A 15,110-nucleotide genomic window follows, 5' to 3' on the forward strand; every position below is an offset into this window, starting at 1 on the left:
TGCAGAAAGAAGACGACGACGTCATGACCGACACCGCCACCCCGACCGGCGCCCCGTCCACGGACGCCACCACCGCGTCGATCCGCATCGGCACCGCTCCCGACTCGTGGGGCGTCTGGTTCCCGGACGACCCGAAGCAGGTCCCGTGGCAGCGCTTCCTGGACGAAGCGGCGGCCGCCGGGTACGAGTGGATCGAGCTCGGCCCGTACGGGTACCTGCCGACCGACCCCGCGCAGCTGTCGGACGAGCTCGAGTCGCGCGGGCTGAAGCTGTCCGCGGGGACCGTCTTCACCGGGTTCCACAAGGGCGACGACCAGTTCCAGCGCGCGTGGGACCAGGCCGTCGCGGTGGCCGGACTCGCGGCGAAGCTCGGCGCGGAGCACCTCGTGACGATCCCGGACCTCTGGCGCTCGGACGCCACCGAAGAGGTCCTGGAACCCCGGACGCTCACGGGCGAGCAGTGGGAACGGCTCGGCAAGGGCCACGACCAGCTCGGCAAGGCACTGCTCGAGGAGTTCGGCGTCCACCAGCAGTTCCACACGCACGCCGACAGCCACGTGGGGACCTACAAGGAGACCGTGCGCTTCCTCGAGGTCACGGACCCGCAGTACACGAACCTCTGCCTCGACACCGGGCACTTCGCCTACTACGGCGGCGACAACCTCAAGCTCATCGCGGCGCACCCCGAGCGCATCGGCTACCTCCACCTCAAGCAGGTCGACACCGACCTGCTGTTCGACGTGCTGAAGAACGACGTGCCGTTCGCGACCGCCGTCTCCCAGGGCATCATGACCGAGCCGCCGCACGGCACCCCCGAGCTCGCGCCGATCATCGAGGCAGTGGCCGCGATCAACCCGGACGTCTTCGGCATCGTCGAGCAGGACATGTACGGCTGCTCGGTCGACGCTCCTGGCCCGATCGCGGAGCGCACGTTCCAGCACATCTTCGGTTCGACGTCCGCCGCCCGCGCGTCCTGACGCCGACACCGTCCACGCAGCGCCACCACCTCCAGGAGACATCCAATGAGCACCACTGACAACCTCCGCGTCGCCGTCGTCGGCGCCGGGGCCATGGGCAGCGACCACATCCGCCGCATCACGTCGACCATCGCCGGTGCCGACGTCGTCGCGATCGTGGACCCCGACACCGCGCGGGCCACCGCCGCGGCCGCGAAGGCCCCCGGCGCGATCACCGCCGCGTCGTTCGAGGACGCCCTCGACGCTACCCCCATCGACGCCGTCATCGTCGCGACCCCGGGCTTCCTGCACGAGCCGGTCCTGGTGCCGGCGATCGAACGCGGACTCGCGGTGCTCTGCGAGAAGCCCCTCACGACGAGTGCGGAGGACTCGCTGCGGATCGTCGAGCTCGAGCAGGCGAAGTCGGACCGCCCGAAGATCCAGGTCGGCTTCATGCGTCGATTCGACAGGGGCTACCAGGAACTCCGGGCGCTCCGCGAGTCGGGGTCGAACGGCGCACTGCTCGCCCTGCACCACGCACACCGCAACCCGACCACCCCGCCGAACTTCAGCGAGTCGATGCTCATCCACGACTCGGTGATCCACGAGATCGACATCATCCCGTTCATCACCGGCGAGGCGATCACGAGCGTCGAGGTCAAGAAGCCGCGCAAGAACTCGCTGGCGCCGGCCGACCTGCCCGAGCCGCAGTTCGTGCTGTTCACGACCGAGTCGGGCACGATGGCGATCGTCGAGATCAACGTGAACGCGCAGTTCGGGTACCAGGTCACGACCGATGCCGTGTTCGAGTCCGGGGTCGCCTACATCGGGCGTGAGACCTCGCTGAACCTCGTGTCGCAGGGTGTCTCCGGCCAGGGCGTCACGCCGTCGTTCGTGGAGCGCTTCGGTGCCGCCTACGACGAAGAGGTCCAGCGTTGGGTCGACGCCGCCAAGCAGGGCGGGATCGACGGCCCGAGCGCGTGGGACGGCTACACGGCGTCCGTCGTCGCCGAGGTGGCCGTCCGTGCGCAGCAGTCCGGTGCCCTCGAGGCCGTGACGTACGCCACGGCGAAGCCCGCGTTCTACGACGCCGCTCCGAACGAACTCGCGGACGTCTGATGCCGAAGATCGCGCTCGACCCCACCCCGTTCCACCACGACCTGTCGCTGCTGGAGTTCCCGCGCAAGGTCGCTGATCTCGGCTACGAGTACCTGCAGCTCACCCCGCACAAGGACTTCATCCCGTTCTTCCGACACCCGAAGGCGGACGACGACCTCGTCGACGCGTTCGCTGCAGCCTGCGCGGACGCCGGCGTCCAGGTCGCGTCGGTGCTGCCGGTGCTCCGGTGGTCCGGGCCCGACCGGGAGACCCGCGAGACCGCCGTCAAGCAGTGGAAGCGCGTCATCGAGATCACGAAGCGCCTCGGCGTCGACACGATCAACACGGAGTTCTCGGGCCGTCCGGAGCGCGCCGAGGAATCAGAGGCGCAGTTCTACTGGGCGATGGAGGAGCTCCTGCCGATCATCGAGGACGCCGACCTGCGCGTGCTCATCGACCCGCACCCGGACGACTTCGTCGAGGACGGCCTCGAAGCCCTGCGGGTGATCCGTGGGCTCAACTCGAAGAACATCGGTTTCGTCTACGTGGCGTGTCACACCTTCCACTACGGCGGAGACATGGACGCGATCATCGACGCCGCAGGTGACTCGCTCCAGCTGATCCACGTCGCGGACGCCTACGACCACCACCGGTCGCACGGTCTCCGCTACATCACCAACCCGCCCGGCAACGCCGTCCGCGTCCACCAGCACCTGCCGGTCGGGCAGGGCGACGTCGACTTCGACGCGTTCTGGGCCGCGCTCGACCGCGTGGGCTTCTCGGCGAGGCCGGACACCGTCGCGGTGTCGAGCGTCTTCGCCGAGGACGAGAACGCCGACGAGGTCTCACGCTTCCAGCTCGACACGATCACGAAGGGACTGCACCGATGACCGACACCCTGGCGACCCCGGCCTCCTCCGACGTCGACACCCGCCCTGTCACCCTCCAGGCGGCGGAGCAGACGATCACCGCACTCTGGAACGACTCCGCCGATCCGCGCGAGCTCTCGACCGCGATCCACGAGTACGGCGCCGTCGGGGCGACCTGCAACCCGGTGATCGCCTACACGTGCATCAAGCAGGATCCGGACACCTGGGTACCGCGCATCCGCGAGATCGCCGCAGAACACCCCACCGCGGGGGAGTCGTGGATCGGCTGGAAGGCCGTCGAGGAGCTCTCCGTCGCCGCCGCTGCACAGCTCCTCCCGGCGTTCGAGGCGTCGGGCGGCCGCAACGGGCGACTGAGCATGCAGACGGACCCGCGTCTCCACCGGGACCGGGACGCCCTCGTCGAGCAGGCCGTCCGGTTCTCGGCGCTCGCACCGAACATCATCGTGAAGATCCCCGCGACGAAGGTCGGCATCGCCGCGATCGAGGAGGCCGCCTACCGCGGAGTGTCGATCAACGCGACGGTCTCCTTCACGGTGCCGCAGGTCGTCGCCGTCGGAGAGGCGATCGAGCGTGCACTCGACCGTCGCGCCGCCGACGGGCTGCCGGACCAGGAGTTCGGCCACGTCGTCACCCTCATGGCCGGGCGACTCGACGACTGGCTGAAGGCCGTGGTGCAGCGCGACCACGTGATGGTCGACCCGGGCATCCTCGAGTGGGCGGGTGTCGCCGCCGTGAAGAACGCCTACCGGGTGTTCCAAGAGCGCGGCTTCCGTTCCCGCGTGCTCGTCGCGGCGTTCCGCAACGCGCTGCAGTGGTCCGAGTTCCAGGGCGGCGACCTCGTCGTCTCGCCGCCGTTCCAGTGGTCCAAGGACATCAACGCCAACGCGTTCCCATTCCGGCCGGATGCCATCGACGACGAGGTCCCCGCGCACGTCATCGACGCGCTGCGTGCTGCCACGCCGGAGTTCGCCCGCGCCTACGACGTGAACGGCATGACGATCGACGAGTTCGACCGGTTCGGCGCCACGGTGAAGACCCTGCGGCAGTTCCTCGACGCGGACGCACAGCTGGACGCCCTGGTCCGCGACATCATCGTCCCCGCCGAGTAACTCGCCCGCCGCTCTGACCCGAGACTCGTCCTCGCTGACCCGAGGCTCGTCCTCGGCGATCCGAGGCTCGTCCTCGGCGACGGTTCTCGCGTTCAAGAGCGCGAGAACTGTCGCCGTGGGCGAGTCTCGCGTCCGGGCGACGGCGCCACCACGAACACGCACCACCACCCCTACGCAACACCACGAACACGCACCACCACGAACAGAGGAACTCAATGGACACGATCGGCGTCGGCCTCATCTCGGTCGGGTGGATGGGGCGGCTGCACTCCCGTGCCTACCGTGCCCTGCCCGACCACTTCCCGGAACTCGGCATCGCGCCGCGCCTCGTGGTCGCCGCGGACCCGGTCCCGGCCGCCCGTGACCAGGCGATCGAACGACTCGGGTACGAGCGAGCCGTCGCCGACTACCACGAGGTGCTCGCCGATCCCGAGGTCGACGTCGTGTCGATCTGCTCCCCGAACTTCCTGCACCGTGAGATGGCCGTCGCCGCTGCCGCCGCGGGCAAGCCGTTCTGGATCGAGAAGCCGATGGGTCGCTACGCCAGCGACTCCCGCGAGATCCACGAGGCCGTCCAGCGGGCCGGCGTGATCACGAGCGTCGGCTTCAACTACCGCCACGCCCCGGCGATCGAACGCGCCCGCGAGCTGGTTCGGAGTGGACGCCTCGGCCGGATCACGAACGTCCGCGGATCACTCCTCGCGGACTACTCCTCCGATCCGGCAGCGCCGCTGACCTGGCGGTTCGAGCGGGAGCGCGCCGGTTCCGGGGTCCTCGGTGACCTGTTGTCGCACGGCCTCGACCTGGCGCAGTACGTGGTCGGGCGCATCGCGAGCGTGACGGCGTTGGCGGAGACGTTCATCACCGAACGGCCGCTTCCGGGTGCCGGGATCGTCGACCGGTCCGCGGCTGCGACTGGCGAACGGAAGCCGGTCGAGAACGAGGACTACGCCGCGCTGCTGTTCCGCTTCGAGGACGGCGCGGTCGGCACGATGGACTCGAGCCGCGTCATGCACGGCCCGCACGCCGAGTACACGATCGAGGTCTACGGCACGAAGGGATCCGTCCGCTGGGACTTCCAGCGCCTCAACGAGCTCGAGGTGTCCCTCGACGGGCAAGAGGTCGACGGGTACGCGACGCACTACGTCGCCGGCGGGGACGGCGAGTTCGCGCGCTTCCAGCCCGGCGCGGGCACGGCCATGGGCTACGACGACCTGAAGACCATCGAGGCCGCCCAGTTCGTCGCGAGCGTCCGTCGCGGGGAGCAGCTCGCGCCGTCGGTCGCCGACGGCCTGGCGGCCGCGTCGATCGTGGAAGCGGCGGAGGCCTCGCTCGCCGACGGAGCCTGGCACGACGTGGCGCGCGTCGACGGACCGCTCACCTACGCAGCGGCGACCCCCGTGATCTAGACCCAACCGGAGACGGACGGGAGGCTCGGTGCCAGCTGGCACCGAGCCTCCCGTCCGTCTGGTGCTCGGGAGCAAGCCATGTTAGTTTGTTAGGACAAAGTCCCGAACTGCAGGAGGCGCCATGCCGCTCGTCCGTATCGACCTCGCCACCGGGCGCAGCCCGGAAGCCGTCCGCGCCATCGCCGACGCGATCCACACGGCCATCGTCGACGTGTACGGGATCCCGCCGCGCGACCGCTTCCAGATCGTCACGGAACACCCGGCCGGCCAGATCATCGCCGAGGACGCAGGGCTCGGCTTCGAGCGCACCGGCGGCGTCGTGATGATCCAGGTCTTCACGCAGCGCGGTCGAACGGACGAGGCGAAGACGACGCTCTACGCGGCGATCCACGACGCACTCACCGGCGTCGGTGTCGCTTCCGAGGACGTCTTCATCGGCTACGTCGAGAACGGCCCGCAGGACTGGTCGTTCGGGTTCGGTCGGGCGCAGTACGTGACCGGGGAGCTCGGCGTCCCGTCCGCGGCGTGAGGCCTACTTGTCGACGAGCGTGACCTCGAACGAGTAGCGGTCGGGGCGGTAGCAGTGCACGCCGTACTCGACCGCGCGGCCCGAGGCGTCGTACGCGGTCCGGCTCATCGTGAGCACGGGGTCGCCGTCCTCGATCTCGAGGAGGTTCGCCTCTTCGTCGGTCACCGCGCGGGCGCCGATCCGCTGCTTCGCGACACGCATCGTCACGCCTCGGCCGCGGAGCAGCTGGTAGAGGCCGTGCTCCTGCAGGTCGGTGTCGGTGATCTCGAGGAACTCCGGCGGCAGGTAGTTCTCGAGGATGGCCATCGGCACGTCCTCGGCGAACCGGACCCGACGGATGTGGGCGACGGTCGTCCCCGGCGCGACACCGAGGGCCTCGGCGACGACGTCCGACGCGGGGACGTCGTTCCGCTCGAGGAGCTTCGTCGCGGGAGCCTGTGAACCCTGCGCGAGGTCGTCGTACAGACTCGTCAGCTCGACCTTGCGCGTGACCGGGCCGTGCACGACCTGCGTCCCGATGCCACGACGGCGGACCAGGAGGCCCTTGTCGACGAGGTCCTGGATCGCCCGGCGGATCGTCGGACGCGACAACCCGAGCCGTTCACCCAGCGCGATCTCGTTCTCGAGCCGGGCACCCGGTGGCATCGCACCGGAGCGGATCGACTCCTCGATGCGGGATGCCACCTGGAAGTAGAGGGGCATCGGACCCGACCGGTCCAGGTCCATGAACAGGTCGGACGGCAGCTGGCCTTCGTTGGTCATCGCGGTCCTTCGGGGGAGTACGGGTCCGGCGACTGTGCCGGGGGAATGTCGTGACAATACCACCGGGCTCGCGGCCCACCGGGCGACGGGGTCAGTCGGCGAAGATCATCGGGCGGTGGGACAGCCGCGGCTGGTTCGCTGCCTTCGGCTTCTCCGCGCGGATCCGCACCGGGTTGATCGACACCCGGGTCGCGGCTCCGAGCGCCTCGACGGTGTCGACGTCGTGCCGGCCGGCGGCGTGGACGACGATCGCCGCACAGGCCTCGGCGTCGGCGGCGGCGTCGTGGTGCTGGAAGCCCTCGAAGCCGGCGGCCATCGCGGCGACGGGCAGGCGGTACGAGTCGAGCGTGTACGTCTTGCGGGCCACCTGCAGGGAGCACATCGAGTGGTGCTCAGACAGCGCGATGCCCGTTGCGGAGCAGCCGCCGGCGATGACACCCATGTCGAAACGGGCGTTGTGCGCGACGAGGACGTCACCCTCGGCGAAGGCGACGAGGTCCGGGTACTGCTGCTCCCACGTCTTGGCGCGGACGACGTCCTCGGCGACGATGCCGTGGATGCGGGTGTTCCACTCGAGGAAGTCGTCGTGCCCCATCGGCGGGCGGATGAACCACGACGCGCGGTCCACGACCTTGCCGGACCGGACCTTGACGAGCCCGACGGAACACGCGCTGGCGGGCGAGCTGTTCGCGGTCTCGAAGTCGATCGCGGTGAAGTTCAACGGCACGCGTCCGATCGTCGCACGGAGCGCCGACATCCCCGGAAGCCGGGTCGGCGTTGCGCGGGCGCGGTCGGGTCGGCGGCGTTGCGTCAGTGCCGTCAGGTCAGCGCCGTCGGGTCAGCGCCGTCGGGTTCGGCGGGACCCCCGGCGGCGTCGCGCGGTCGTTCGCCACGTCGCTGTCTGTCGCGCACGCTCCGCTGCCCAGTACGGGTCGAGGAGCGTCCCGACGAGCTCGAACGCAACCGCGACGGCATCGAGTCGCCAGCGCGGCGGGAGGTTCTCGACGTGGGTGGTGAAGGCGTCGGCGAAGCCCGAAGTCGTCGACGGGAACCCGAACTCGACCGGGAGCGTCGCCAGCCGGAAGCCGTCCTCCTCGTCGTGGTCGATCGTCGCGGCCTCCGGGTCGTAGTCGACGAGGACGTCGGCCTCGAGTTCGGCGAGCGTGTCGTGCAGGGTCTCGAGGTCGCGTGGTGGCGTCGCGGCGAGCGCGTCGATCGTCTCCGGGGTGAAGTACCGCCGTTGCCCTCGGGCGTCGTACCCCATCGAGTGCACACCGAGCTGATCGCGTTCGAACCACATGCAGGCCAGGCTGCCACGTACGGTGAGGTGATGGTGACAGTGCTGATCCTCGCCGGTGCCGGGTACGGGCAGCAGGCGCCGCTGCTCTGGTGGTCCCGGCAGATCGCGCTCGAGGCCGGGTGCGATGTGGTCGCGCCGAACTGGATCGTCGACGACGCGGCGGGGGAGGCGCCCGTCGCGTTCGTGGAGGGGGAGATCGCGACGGCCCTCGGAGACCGGCTGCCCGACCTCGTCGTGGCGAAGTCCTTCGGCTGCTTCGCACTGCCGTGGGCGGTCCGGAACGGGGTCCGCGGCGTGTGGCTGACGCCGGTGCTCACACACGACGACGTGGCGGCGGCGCTCGCCGCCGCTGCCGATGGGAACGTCGCGATCGGCGGGTCGGAGGACTCCATGTGGCGGCTCGAGCGTGTCCCGGGGACGGCCGCGAGCCTCCAGACCGTCGCCGGAGCCGACCACTCGCTCCACGTGACCGGCGACTGGCGGCGATCGCAACGGCTGCAGGCCGACGTCTTCGAGACCGTCGCGGCGGCCGTCCAGGCGCTCGGCCGTTAGGCTCTACTCCCGTGGCTCTCACCATCGGAATCGTCGGTCTCCCGAACGTCGGCAAGTCGACGCTCTTCAACGCGCTGACCAAGAACCAGGTCCTGGCCGCGAACTACCCCTTCGCGACCATCGAACCGAACGTCGGCGTGGTGAACCTGCCCGACTCGCGGCTCGACGAGCTCGCCGGGCTGTTCCACTCGGAGAAGACCGTGCCCGCGCCGGTGTCGTTCGTCGACATCGCCGGCATCGTCAAGGGCGCGAGCGAAGGCGAGGGGCTCGGCAACAAGTTCCTCGCGAACATCCGCGAAGCCGACGCCATCGCGCAGGTCGTCCGCGGGTTCACCGACGACGACGTCGTGCACGTCGCGAACAAGGTCTCCCCGAAGGACGACCTCGAGGTGATCAACACCGAGCTGATCCTCGCGGACATGGAGACCATCGACAAGGCGCTCCCGCGGTACGAGAAGATGCTCAAGCTGAAGCAGGCCGAGCCGATCGTGCTCGAGACGGCGAAGGAGGCACGGGCGGCGCTCGAGCAGGGCACGCTCCTCTCCGCCACGTCGATCGACCTCGCACCGATCGCCGAACTCGGGCTGCTCAGCGCGAAGCCGTTCATCTTCGTCTTCAACGTCGACGAGGCGATCCTCACCGACGACGCCCGCAAGGCCGAGCTCGCCGCACTCGTCGCTCCCGCGCAGGCCGTGTTCCTGGACGCGCAGGTCGAGTCCGAGCTGATCGAGCTCGACCCCGCTGACGCCCGCGAGCTCCTCGAGTCCACCGGGCAGACGGAATCAGGGCTCGACCAGCTCGCACGCATCGGGTTCGACACCCTCGGGCTGCAGACCTACCTGACGGCCGGGCCGAAGGAAGCGCGTGCGTGGACGATCGGCAAGGGCTGGAAGGCTCCCCAGGCCGCCGGGGTCATCCACACCGACTTCGAGAAGGGCTTCATCAAGGCGGAGGTCATCTCGTTCGCCGACCTGATGGAGGCGGGCTCGATCGCGGAGGCCCGTGCGCACGGCAAGGCCCGGATCGAGGGCAAGGACTACGTGATGCAGGACGGCGACGTGGTGGAGTTCCGCTTCAACAACTAGGGCATGCTCGTGGCAAGAGGCCGCAAACAACGCGCAATCGAGTTTAAAACCATTCGCTGCCTGAAATGCGGCGGGATGCGGATAATGGCGTTGCCCTGCGCCGAATGCGGAGCTACGCCGCCGCTCGGCGAAGTCAATTCGGCTGTCGTTACGCGCAGGAGCCTTGTCCGTCGAATCGAGGGGCGGATACAGGATCTGGCCTCAGGTCCGGGCGACCTCGATGATCTCGAACCTCATCATGAGGTTCTCGATTTCGTCAAGCTGTTCGTGGGCAATCTCGCACGACTGTTGGCAGACCCTCGTGACGAAGTTGCAGAAGTTGAATTCGCAGGCACGATTGATCGCCTCGATCGCCTGACCCAGGCTCTGAGGGATCTTTCCGCGAAGCGTCCGAGCGGACGTTTCCGGGCCTACTTAGCTGTTGCAGAAGAGCTAGGTCGACTCTGGCCGATCTACTCTGAGGCGTTGACCGCGGATTCGATGGATGTTGCTCAGGCCGCTTCTCGGCGCGGACAGGCTGTTCTCGATTCGAGCACGGACTCATTACCTGCGATAGCTAAGAGCGAAACTGCGGTAGCCATACTCGCCGATGTCCGTGCGGAGTCTTCAGTGCTAAAGCGAAGCCTAAAGTCGATTACGAAACTCAACGAAGAGATGTCGTTCGCCGACTTGGTTGCTCTGGGGCAACGCGAAGCGCAGAAGTATGCCCCGTTTGACGTAGGCCCGGGTGGTGGTGTCGAGTTCCTTCTGACTTCGATGCTCGCTGACGTTTATCTAGATCCCTCGGTAATGGACCTCAAGCGTACCGAAATTGCTTCTCTGGCGTCGAACATCGACCGCATCGTCGAGGTGAGCGCAATGCAGGATGCGATTCGAGATATTGGTATTGCGCGACGAGATCTCTATGAATGCCTAAACCAATTTGCGCTCGTCGAATTCGATGCAACAAGCGAAGGGTCTCAGCTTCGACGTTTTGTGAAGACTATCGGCGATCTTTACGAGGCGGCTCTTCCATTCCTCGCATGGGCAAGGCTTCTATCGACCAAAAGCACTGGTAACGACCGCTACTCGCGGTTGGTCAAGCAGAACAGTACATCTTTGGTCCTTGATCTCGCGAAGCAATTCCCTTTGACGTTCGGCGACTTGCCGTCGTTCATGCGTAATGCGGCGCATCATGGCCGTTCAATCGATATTGATGTGGATGCGGGTGAGGTCCACTTTCGGCTGAAGAGCTACGAAGAGTCGATGAGTATACGCGATTACGTGGATCATGCCTACGCGGTCATCGAATCACTTCTTGCACTCAGTTGGATTATAAACTCCAGCTTCGAGGCCGCGAAACTGGAAATCGACTTGCCGGCAGGATTTTCGGATGAACTTGGACTCTCGGTTCCGGAATTGGCCGCCGTGTGGCTCTCAGTGCAGGACGGAACTCACGTGGTGCGTTCAGAGGTGGTGGACGGACGTTGGATACTGACGGCTGACTTTCAACCAGATTCGGCCCTCTCGGTAGGAATCACTCTCGCTTCGATGGATATGGACGGCGTCAAAGTTGTCGAGGTGAGCTCGCTAGCGGCTCGGGGTGAGCCTCTGAGCGTTCCACTCTCTGTTTATGAGGACTTCGAGCGATCCATGGCGGGTGAGGAGAGCTCCGATTTTCTCATGGCGGTTCTCGATCTCAAGTCGCGAGTTGCGTTTGGGGATATGCCCGCATTGACCGCAGCAGACCTGAAGTTTGCAATCGCATTCCTGGGGGCGCGCCTCCTTGGTGGAGATCTCACCCAGGTTGGCAATCTGCGGACGCTGCGAAGATACGCTATCGAGCTCGATGAGTTTGCACTATCTGATTTGGCGGTCACTGCCATATCCGCGATACGCAGCCCCTCCGTTCGCGATTCGGTGCTAGCTGACCTTCGTGCCGTCTCGAGGGAATCTCCCGAGCCGCCCGCATTGCCGTCGGCTGATGCGGTGCTCGTTTTCCGCGAACTGTAATCGTGCGTCGCAGGAACCATGTTGGTACCTCGAATGTCATTGGGTGGTAGCGAAGGTGCACCGGATTGCTCCGAGGGGTTGATGGCGGCTCGGTGGCTGTACGGTGACTCCATGACGTACACGGTCGACTTCGTCGATGTCTCAACCACCGGGCTCGAGTCGTCCCCGGTCGCAGAAGCACTCGCCGGGCTGCGCGCGAACGAGGCCCGGTACTACAAGAACAAGTACGACCACGTGTTCGTCACGAGCACGCCGGACAAAGCCCCCGAGGTGCTGGACCTCGTCACGCGGCTGCTGCACGACGAGCGGGACATCGTGATCGCGTCGCCCCCGCTCGAGGTCAGCGGGTTCGAGGTCGGCGGGCTCCGGATGGCGTACGTGTTCTACCAGTCCGGGCTGGCGATCAACGTGATGTACGCGATCGAGGACGGCGGCAAGCGCGCGGTGGGGTTCAAGCTCTCCATGGGCATGGACGTGCCCGAGGAGCTGTCCGCGTTCAAGTTCGCCCGTCAGCGGTCGAAGCTGGCCGGGGAGATCCGCGGCTCGTACTTCGTCATCAAGGGCGAGTACGCCTGAATCCCGCGCGAGGAGGTCTCAGGGACCGGGGCGCGCTCCGTAGCGTCGGGAGTACGCCTCGGCGAACCTGCCGACGTGCACGAACCCCCAGCGACCGATGATCGCCGCGAGGGGCTCGTCCGTCGTGGACTGGCGTTCCGCACGGACACCCTCCAGTCGGAGTCGGTGGACGTACTGCATCGGTGAGATCCCGAACTGCGTCCGGAACCCACGTTCCGATTCGCCAGGGCTGACACCCGCAGCACGCGCGATCGTCTCCGTCGTCAGGGGTCCCGCGACGTGCGTCGAGATGTAGGCGACCGAGGCGACCACGCAGTCGGACATCGCGTCGTCGTCCGCAGCGGGGACGGGCTGCGGGGAAGTGGCACCGGCCGGGTACACGTTCGGGTCGTCACCCGACCGGTCGTTCGGGGTACCTGATGGCGGAGAGCCGAAAGAGGAACGCTGCGCGGTCATGATCGTCTCCTGTCATCGGAATCGTGGGTGCTCCGGCGACCAGGGACTGGGGCAGCTGCGCAACGGTAGGCGTACCGGAGCCGCGCGCGCAGGACCCTTGCACCGACGGCGGATCGGCCCTACGGTGAGCGGCAGCTGCCCCAGCCCTCGGTCGCCGAACCCCCTCGCTTCGATGACGACCAGGAGGCCACCATGGACGTGCAGCACGCGGACACCGGAACCCCGACGAACCACGCGCCCCGGCATCGGCCGCTCCGGGTATCCGTCCGCCTCGACGGGCGGTGGCCGGACTACTTCCCCGAGTCCATCGTGATCGGTGACGAGTGGTCCTGAGCGTGCGGACGCGATGAGTGGTCCTGAGCAGACGGGGTCACCCGGGTGTCACCCCCGCAGGGTCAGGATCTCGGCGCCGTCCTCGGTGATCGCGATGGTGTGCTCGCTGTGCGCGGTGCGTGCTCCCGTCGCACTGCGGAGCGTCCAGCCGTCCGGGTCGGTGACCAGCACGTCGGTGTCCGCCATCACCCACGGCTCGAGCGCCAGCAGGAGCCCCGGCCGGAGCACGTAGCCGCGGCCCGGCCGACCGTCGTTCGAGATGTGCGGGTCCTGGTGCATCGTCGACCCGACGCCGTGCCCGCCGAACTCCATGTTGATCGGGTAGCCGGCCTCGTGCAGGACCGCGCCAATGGCGTGGGACAGATCACCGACGCGTGCTCCTGGAGCGGCAGCGGCGATGCCGGCGGCGAGGGCGCGCTCGGTCGCATCGATCATCGCGAGGTCCTCGGGCCGTGCCGCCGATCCGACGACGAAGCTCACGGCGGAGTCCGCGACGACGCCGTCGAGCGAGACGGCGAGGTCGAGCGTCAGGAGGTCACCGTCGCGGAGCGCGTAGTCATGGGGAAGCCCGTGCAGCACGGCGTCGTTGACGGCGGTGCAGATGTAGTGCCCGAACGGGCCGCGGCCGAACGACGGCGCGTAGTCGACGTAGCTCGAGACGGCGCCGGCCTCGAGGATCATCGCCTTCGCCCACCGGTCGATGTCCAGGAGGTTCGTACCCACCGTCGCCCGCCCCTGCAGGGTGTGCAGGATCCGTCCGACGAGCGCACCGACGGCCCGTGCGCGGGGGAGTTCGGTCGGGGTGAGGAGCTCAATCATGCAATAACTATACCGGTACTAGTATGGGTGTCATGGTCAGGCTTCCCCTCACCCCCGCAGACGTCGAACGCGGTCAGCGCCTCGGTGCGCTGCTCCGCGAGGCGCGCGGCGACCGGTCGATGCTCCAGACGGCGCTCGATGCCGGGGTGTCCCCGGAGACGTTGCGGAAGATCGAGACCGGGCGGGTGGCGACACCGGCGTTCCCGACGATCGCCGCCATAGCGGACGTCCTCGGGCTGTCGCTCGATGAGGTCTGGGCGGAGATCACCGCCGCCGATTCGTCCCCGAATCGACTGGCGTCCTGACCCGTCCGTTCATCCACCGAACGCACCCACTGGGCTGTCGTGGACCCACGAGTGCCTACCGTGCACTGCGGAGGTGGAACGTGAAGTACATCAACTACGACGGCAGCATCGTCTTGACGGGTGATCGCATCGCCGAAGCGCTCGCCGACTACGCGGCGATCCTCGGTGCCAACGGGCGTACGGACTCGGTCCACGTCCCGACCGTCGCCGAGGACGGTTCGATCGAGATCACCACGCTCCTGGTGGGGCCGGCGAGCGAGCTGGTGCTGACGGCGGCGCCGGACGACGAACTCGAGTACGAGGACCCCGGCTTCATCCGTCGCCTCCGCGATGCGGCGACGCACGCGGGCCCGGACAGCCCGCTGAACGCCGACGGCCGCACACCCTTCGCGGGAGCCGACGACCCGGAGTCGCTCCCGGACGCCTGAGGCGCCTCGGGAACGACGAAACGCCGCCGGAACCGGCGGCGTTTCGTGAGTTCGGGGGGTCCCGAGGGGCGAGCCGGGCGAACCCCCGGACGGGAGGCTCGACTCAGGCTGCGAGCGCGAGCTCCGACCGGCGGACGGTCGCCGCCTGGAGGATGGTGCGGCTCGACTCGCCGAGCCAGGAGCGCCCGGGGACGGTCCAGCCGGCTTCGCCGTCGACCTCGACACGGGTGCCTGGGGTGACGAACAGGTCGAGCACGTCGACGGGCACGCGCACGACGTACTCGCGCTGGGTGCCGTTGTCGCGCACGGGGAACTCCGCGATGCGGTCGGGGGAGACGACGGGAGCCGCGGTCGCGGTCCCGATGATGGTGATTCGTTCGTTGCTGGTCATGGTGCTGTCTTTCTCGTCTTCTGGCGAGCCCACGCTGCGGTCCGACGGACGACTGAGTCGCATTGGTCGCGTGTGGTGGGCACGCGCACGTCGGCATTCGACGTGCTGTTCGGCCTGGCC

At 67.7% G+C, this 15,110-nt stretch carries 19 protein-coding genes; 13 read left to right on the plus strand and 6 right to left on the minus strand.

Features of this window, described 5'->3' with window-relative positions; all coding sequences use genetic code 11:
- Positions 1-23 precede the first annotated feature (23 nt).
- The 6 genes from AAEP80_RS07810 (at position 24) to AAEP80_RS07835 (ending at position 5,991) form a co-directional block, all read left to right on the plus strand.
- Entirely contained in the window at positions 24-977 is a 954-nt protein-coding gene (locus AAEP80_RS07810) for a sugar phosphate isomerase/epimerase family protein (RefSeq protein WP_420366608.1), read from the plus strand.
- A 45-nt stretch (positions 978-1,022) separates the two neighbouring features.
- Positions 1,023-2,075 (plus strand): Gfo/Idh/MocA family protein, encoded by a 1,053-nt coding sequence (locus AAEP80_RS07815; protein ID WP_420366609.1) that lies wholly within the window; start codon positions 1,023-1,025, stop codon positions 2,073-2,075.
- Complete coding sequence (locus AAEP80_RS07820) at positions 2,075-2,944, plus strand: sugar phosphate isomerase/epimerase family protein (RefSeq protein ID WP_402729051.1); 870 nt, start codon at positions 2,075-2,077, stop codon at positions 2,942-2,944. The genes AAEP80_RS07815 and AAEP80_RS07820 overlap by 1 nt, the downstream gene beginning before the upstream one ends.
- The gene (locus AAEP80_RS07825; protein WP_420366610.1) at positions 2,941-4,053 is read left to right on the plus strand and encodes a transaldolase family protein; all 1,113 of its coding nucleotides are present in this window, start codon (positions 2,941-2,943) and stop codon (positions 4,051-4,053) included. The genes AAEP80_RS07820 and AAEP80_RS07825 overlap by 4 nt, the downstream gene beginning before the upstream one ends.
- 215 nt (positions 4,054-4,268) lie before the next feature.
- Positions 4,269-5,462 carry a Gfo/Idh/MocA family protein gene (locus tag AAEP80_RS07830; protein ID WP_281267154.1) on the plus strand — a complete coding sequence of 398 codons (1,194 nt, stop codon included), beginning with the start codon at positions 4,269-4,271 and terminating at the stop codon, positions 5,460-5,462.
- Positions 5,463-5,583: 121 nt separating this feature from the next.
- Positions 5,584-5,991: a tautomerase family protein gene (locus tag AAEP80_RS07835; protein WP_413602583.1), complete on the plus strand. Its 408-nt coding sequence runs from the start codon at positions 5,584-5,586 to the stop codon at positions 5,989-5,991.
- Positions 5,992-5,994: 3 nt separating this feature from the next.
- On the opposite strand, the gene AAEP80_RS07840 is transcribed toward AAEP80_RS07835, so the two are convergent.
- The 3 genes from AAEP80_RS07840 to AAEP80_RS07850 form a co-directional block, all read right to left on the minus strand.
- Positions 5,995-6,753, minus strand: a complete 759-nt coding sequence (locus AAEP80_RS07840; RefSeq protein ID WP_281267156.1) for a GntR family transcriptional regulator — start codon at positions 6,751-6,753, stop codon at positions 5,995-5,997.
- Between the two features lie 91 nt (positions 6,754-6,844).
- On the minus strand, positions 6,845-7,480 hold the full coding sequence (locus tag AAEP80_RS07845) for an exonuclease domain-containing protein (RefSeq protein ID WP_420366611.1): 636 nt from the start codon (positions 7,478-7,480) through the stop codon (positions 6,845-6,847).
- A 111-nt stretch (positions 7,481-7,591) separates the two neighbouring features.
- Positions 7,592-8,053: a hypothetical protein gene (locus AAEP80_RS07850; protein ID WP_420366612.1), complete on the minus strand. Its 462-nt coding sequence runs from the start codon at positions 8,051-8,053 to the stop codon at positions 7,592-7,594.
- A gap of 30 nt (positions 8,054-8,083) precedes the next feature.
- Here AAEP80_RS07850 and AAEP80_RS07855 point away from each other — a divergent pair, with 30 nt between their 5' ends.
- The 4 genes from AAEP80_RS07855 (at position 8,084) to AAEP80_RS07870 (ending at position 12,258) form a co-directional block, all read left to right on the plus strand.
- A complete protein-coding gene (locus tag AAEP80_RS07855) occupies positions 8,084-8,605 on the plus strand; it encodes a hypothetical protein (protein ID WP_420366613.1) in 522 nt (173 codons plus the stop codon).
- 11 nt (positions 8,606-8,616) lie between these two features.
- Positions 8,617-9,690 carry a redox-regulated ATPase YchF gene (ychF, locus tag AAEP80_RS07860; RefSeq protein ID WP_420366614.1) on the plus strand — a complete coding sequence of 358 codons (1,074 nt, stop codon included), beginning with the start codon at positions 8,617-8,619 and terminating at the stop codon, positions 9,688-9,690.
- 3 nt (positions 9,691-9,693) lie between these two features.
- A complete protein-coding gene (locus AAEP80_RS07865; protein WP_420366615.1) occupies positions 9,694-11,682 on the plus strand; it encodes a hypothetical protein in 1,989 nt (662 codons plus the stop codon).
- Between the two features lie 111 nt (positions 11,683-11,793).
- A complete protein-coding gene (locus AAEP80_RS07870; RefSeq protein ID WP_420366616.1) occupies positions 11,794-12,258 on the plus strand; it encodes a phage tail protein in 465 nt (154 codons plus the stop codon).
- 18 nt (positions 12,259-12,276) lie between these two features.
- On the opposite strand, the gene AAEP80_RS07875 is transcribed toward AAEP80_RS07870, so the two are convergent.
- A complete protein-coding gene (locus tag AAEP80_RS07875; RefSeq protein WP_420366617.1) occupies positions 12,277-12,714 on the minus strand; it encodes a helix-turn-helix domain-containing protein in 438 nt (145 codons plus the stop codon).
- A gap of 192 nt (positions 12,715-12,906) precedes the next feature.
- On the opposite strand from AAEP80_RS07875, the gene AAEP80_RS07880 reads away from it, so the two are divergent.
- Complete coding sequence (locus tag AAEP80_RS07880) at positions 12,907-13,047, plus strand: hypothetical protein (RefSeq protein WP_420366618.1); 141 nt, start codon at positions 12,907-12,909, stop codon at positions 13,045-13,047.
- A gap of 48 nt (positions 13,048-13,095) precedes the next feature.
- Here the strand turns inward: AAEP80_RS07880 and map are convergent, their stop codons facing one another.
- Complete coding sequence (gene map, locus AAEP80_RS07885) at positions 13,096-13,866, minus strand: type I methionyl aminopeptidase (RefSeq protein ID WP_420366619.1); 771 nt, start codon at positions 13,864-13,866, stop codon at positions 13,096-13,098.
- Positions 13,867-13,898: 32 nt separating this feature from the next.
- On the opposite strand from map, the gene AAEP80_RS07890 reads away from it, so the two are divergent.
- Positions 13,899-14,171 carry a helix-turn-helix transcriptional regulator gene (locus tag AAEP80_RS07890; RefSeq protein WP_413602575.1) on the plus strand — a complete coding sequence of 91 codons (273 nt, stop codon included), beginning with the start codon at positions 13,899-13,901 and terminating at the stop codon, positions 14,169-14,171.
- Positions 14,172-14,251: 80 nt separating this feature from the next.
- Complete coding sequence (locus AAEP80_RS07895; RefSeq protein WP_420366620.1) at positions 14,252-14,599, plus strand: hypothetical protein; 348 nt, start codon at positions 14,252-14,254, stop codon at positions 14,597-14,599.
- 103 nt (positions 14,600-14,702) lie between these two features.
- Here AAEP80_RS07895 and AAEP80_RS07900 read toward each other — a convergent pair whose 3' ends face one another.
- Positions 14,703-14,990: a hypothetical protein gene (locus tag AAEP80_RS07900; protein ID WP_281267169.1), complete on the minus strand. Its 288-nt coding sequence runs from the start codon at positions 14,988-14,990 to the stop codon at positions 14,703-14,705.
- Between the last annotated feature and the right edge of the window lie 120 nt (positions 14,991-15,110).

This window comes from Curtobacterium sp. L3-7 (assembly GCF_048756585.1).
Classification (GTDB): Bacteria; Actinomycetota; Actinomycetes; order Actinomycetales; family Microbacteriaceae; genus Curtobacterium.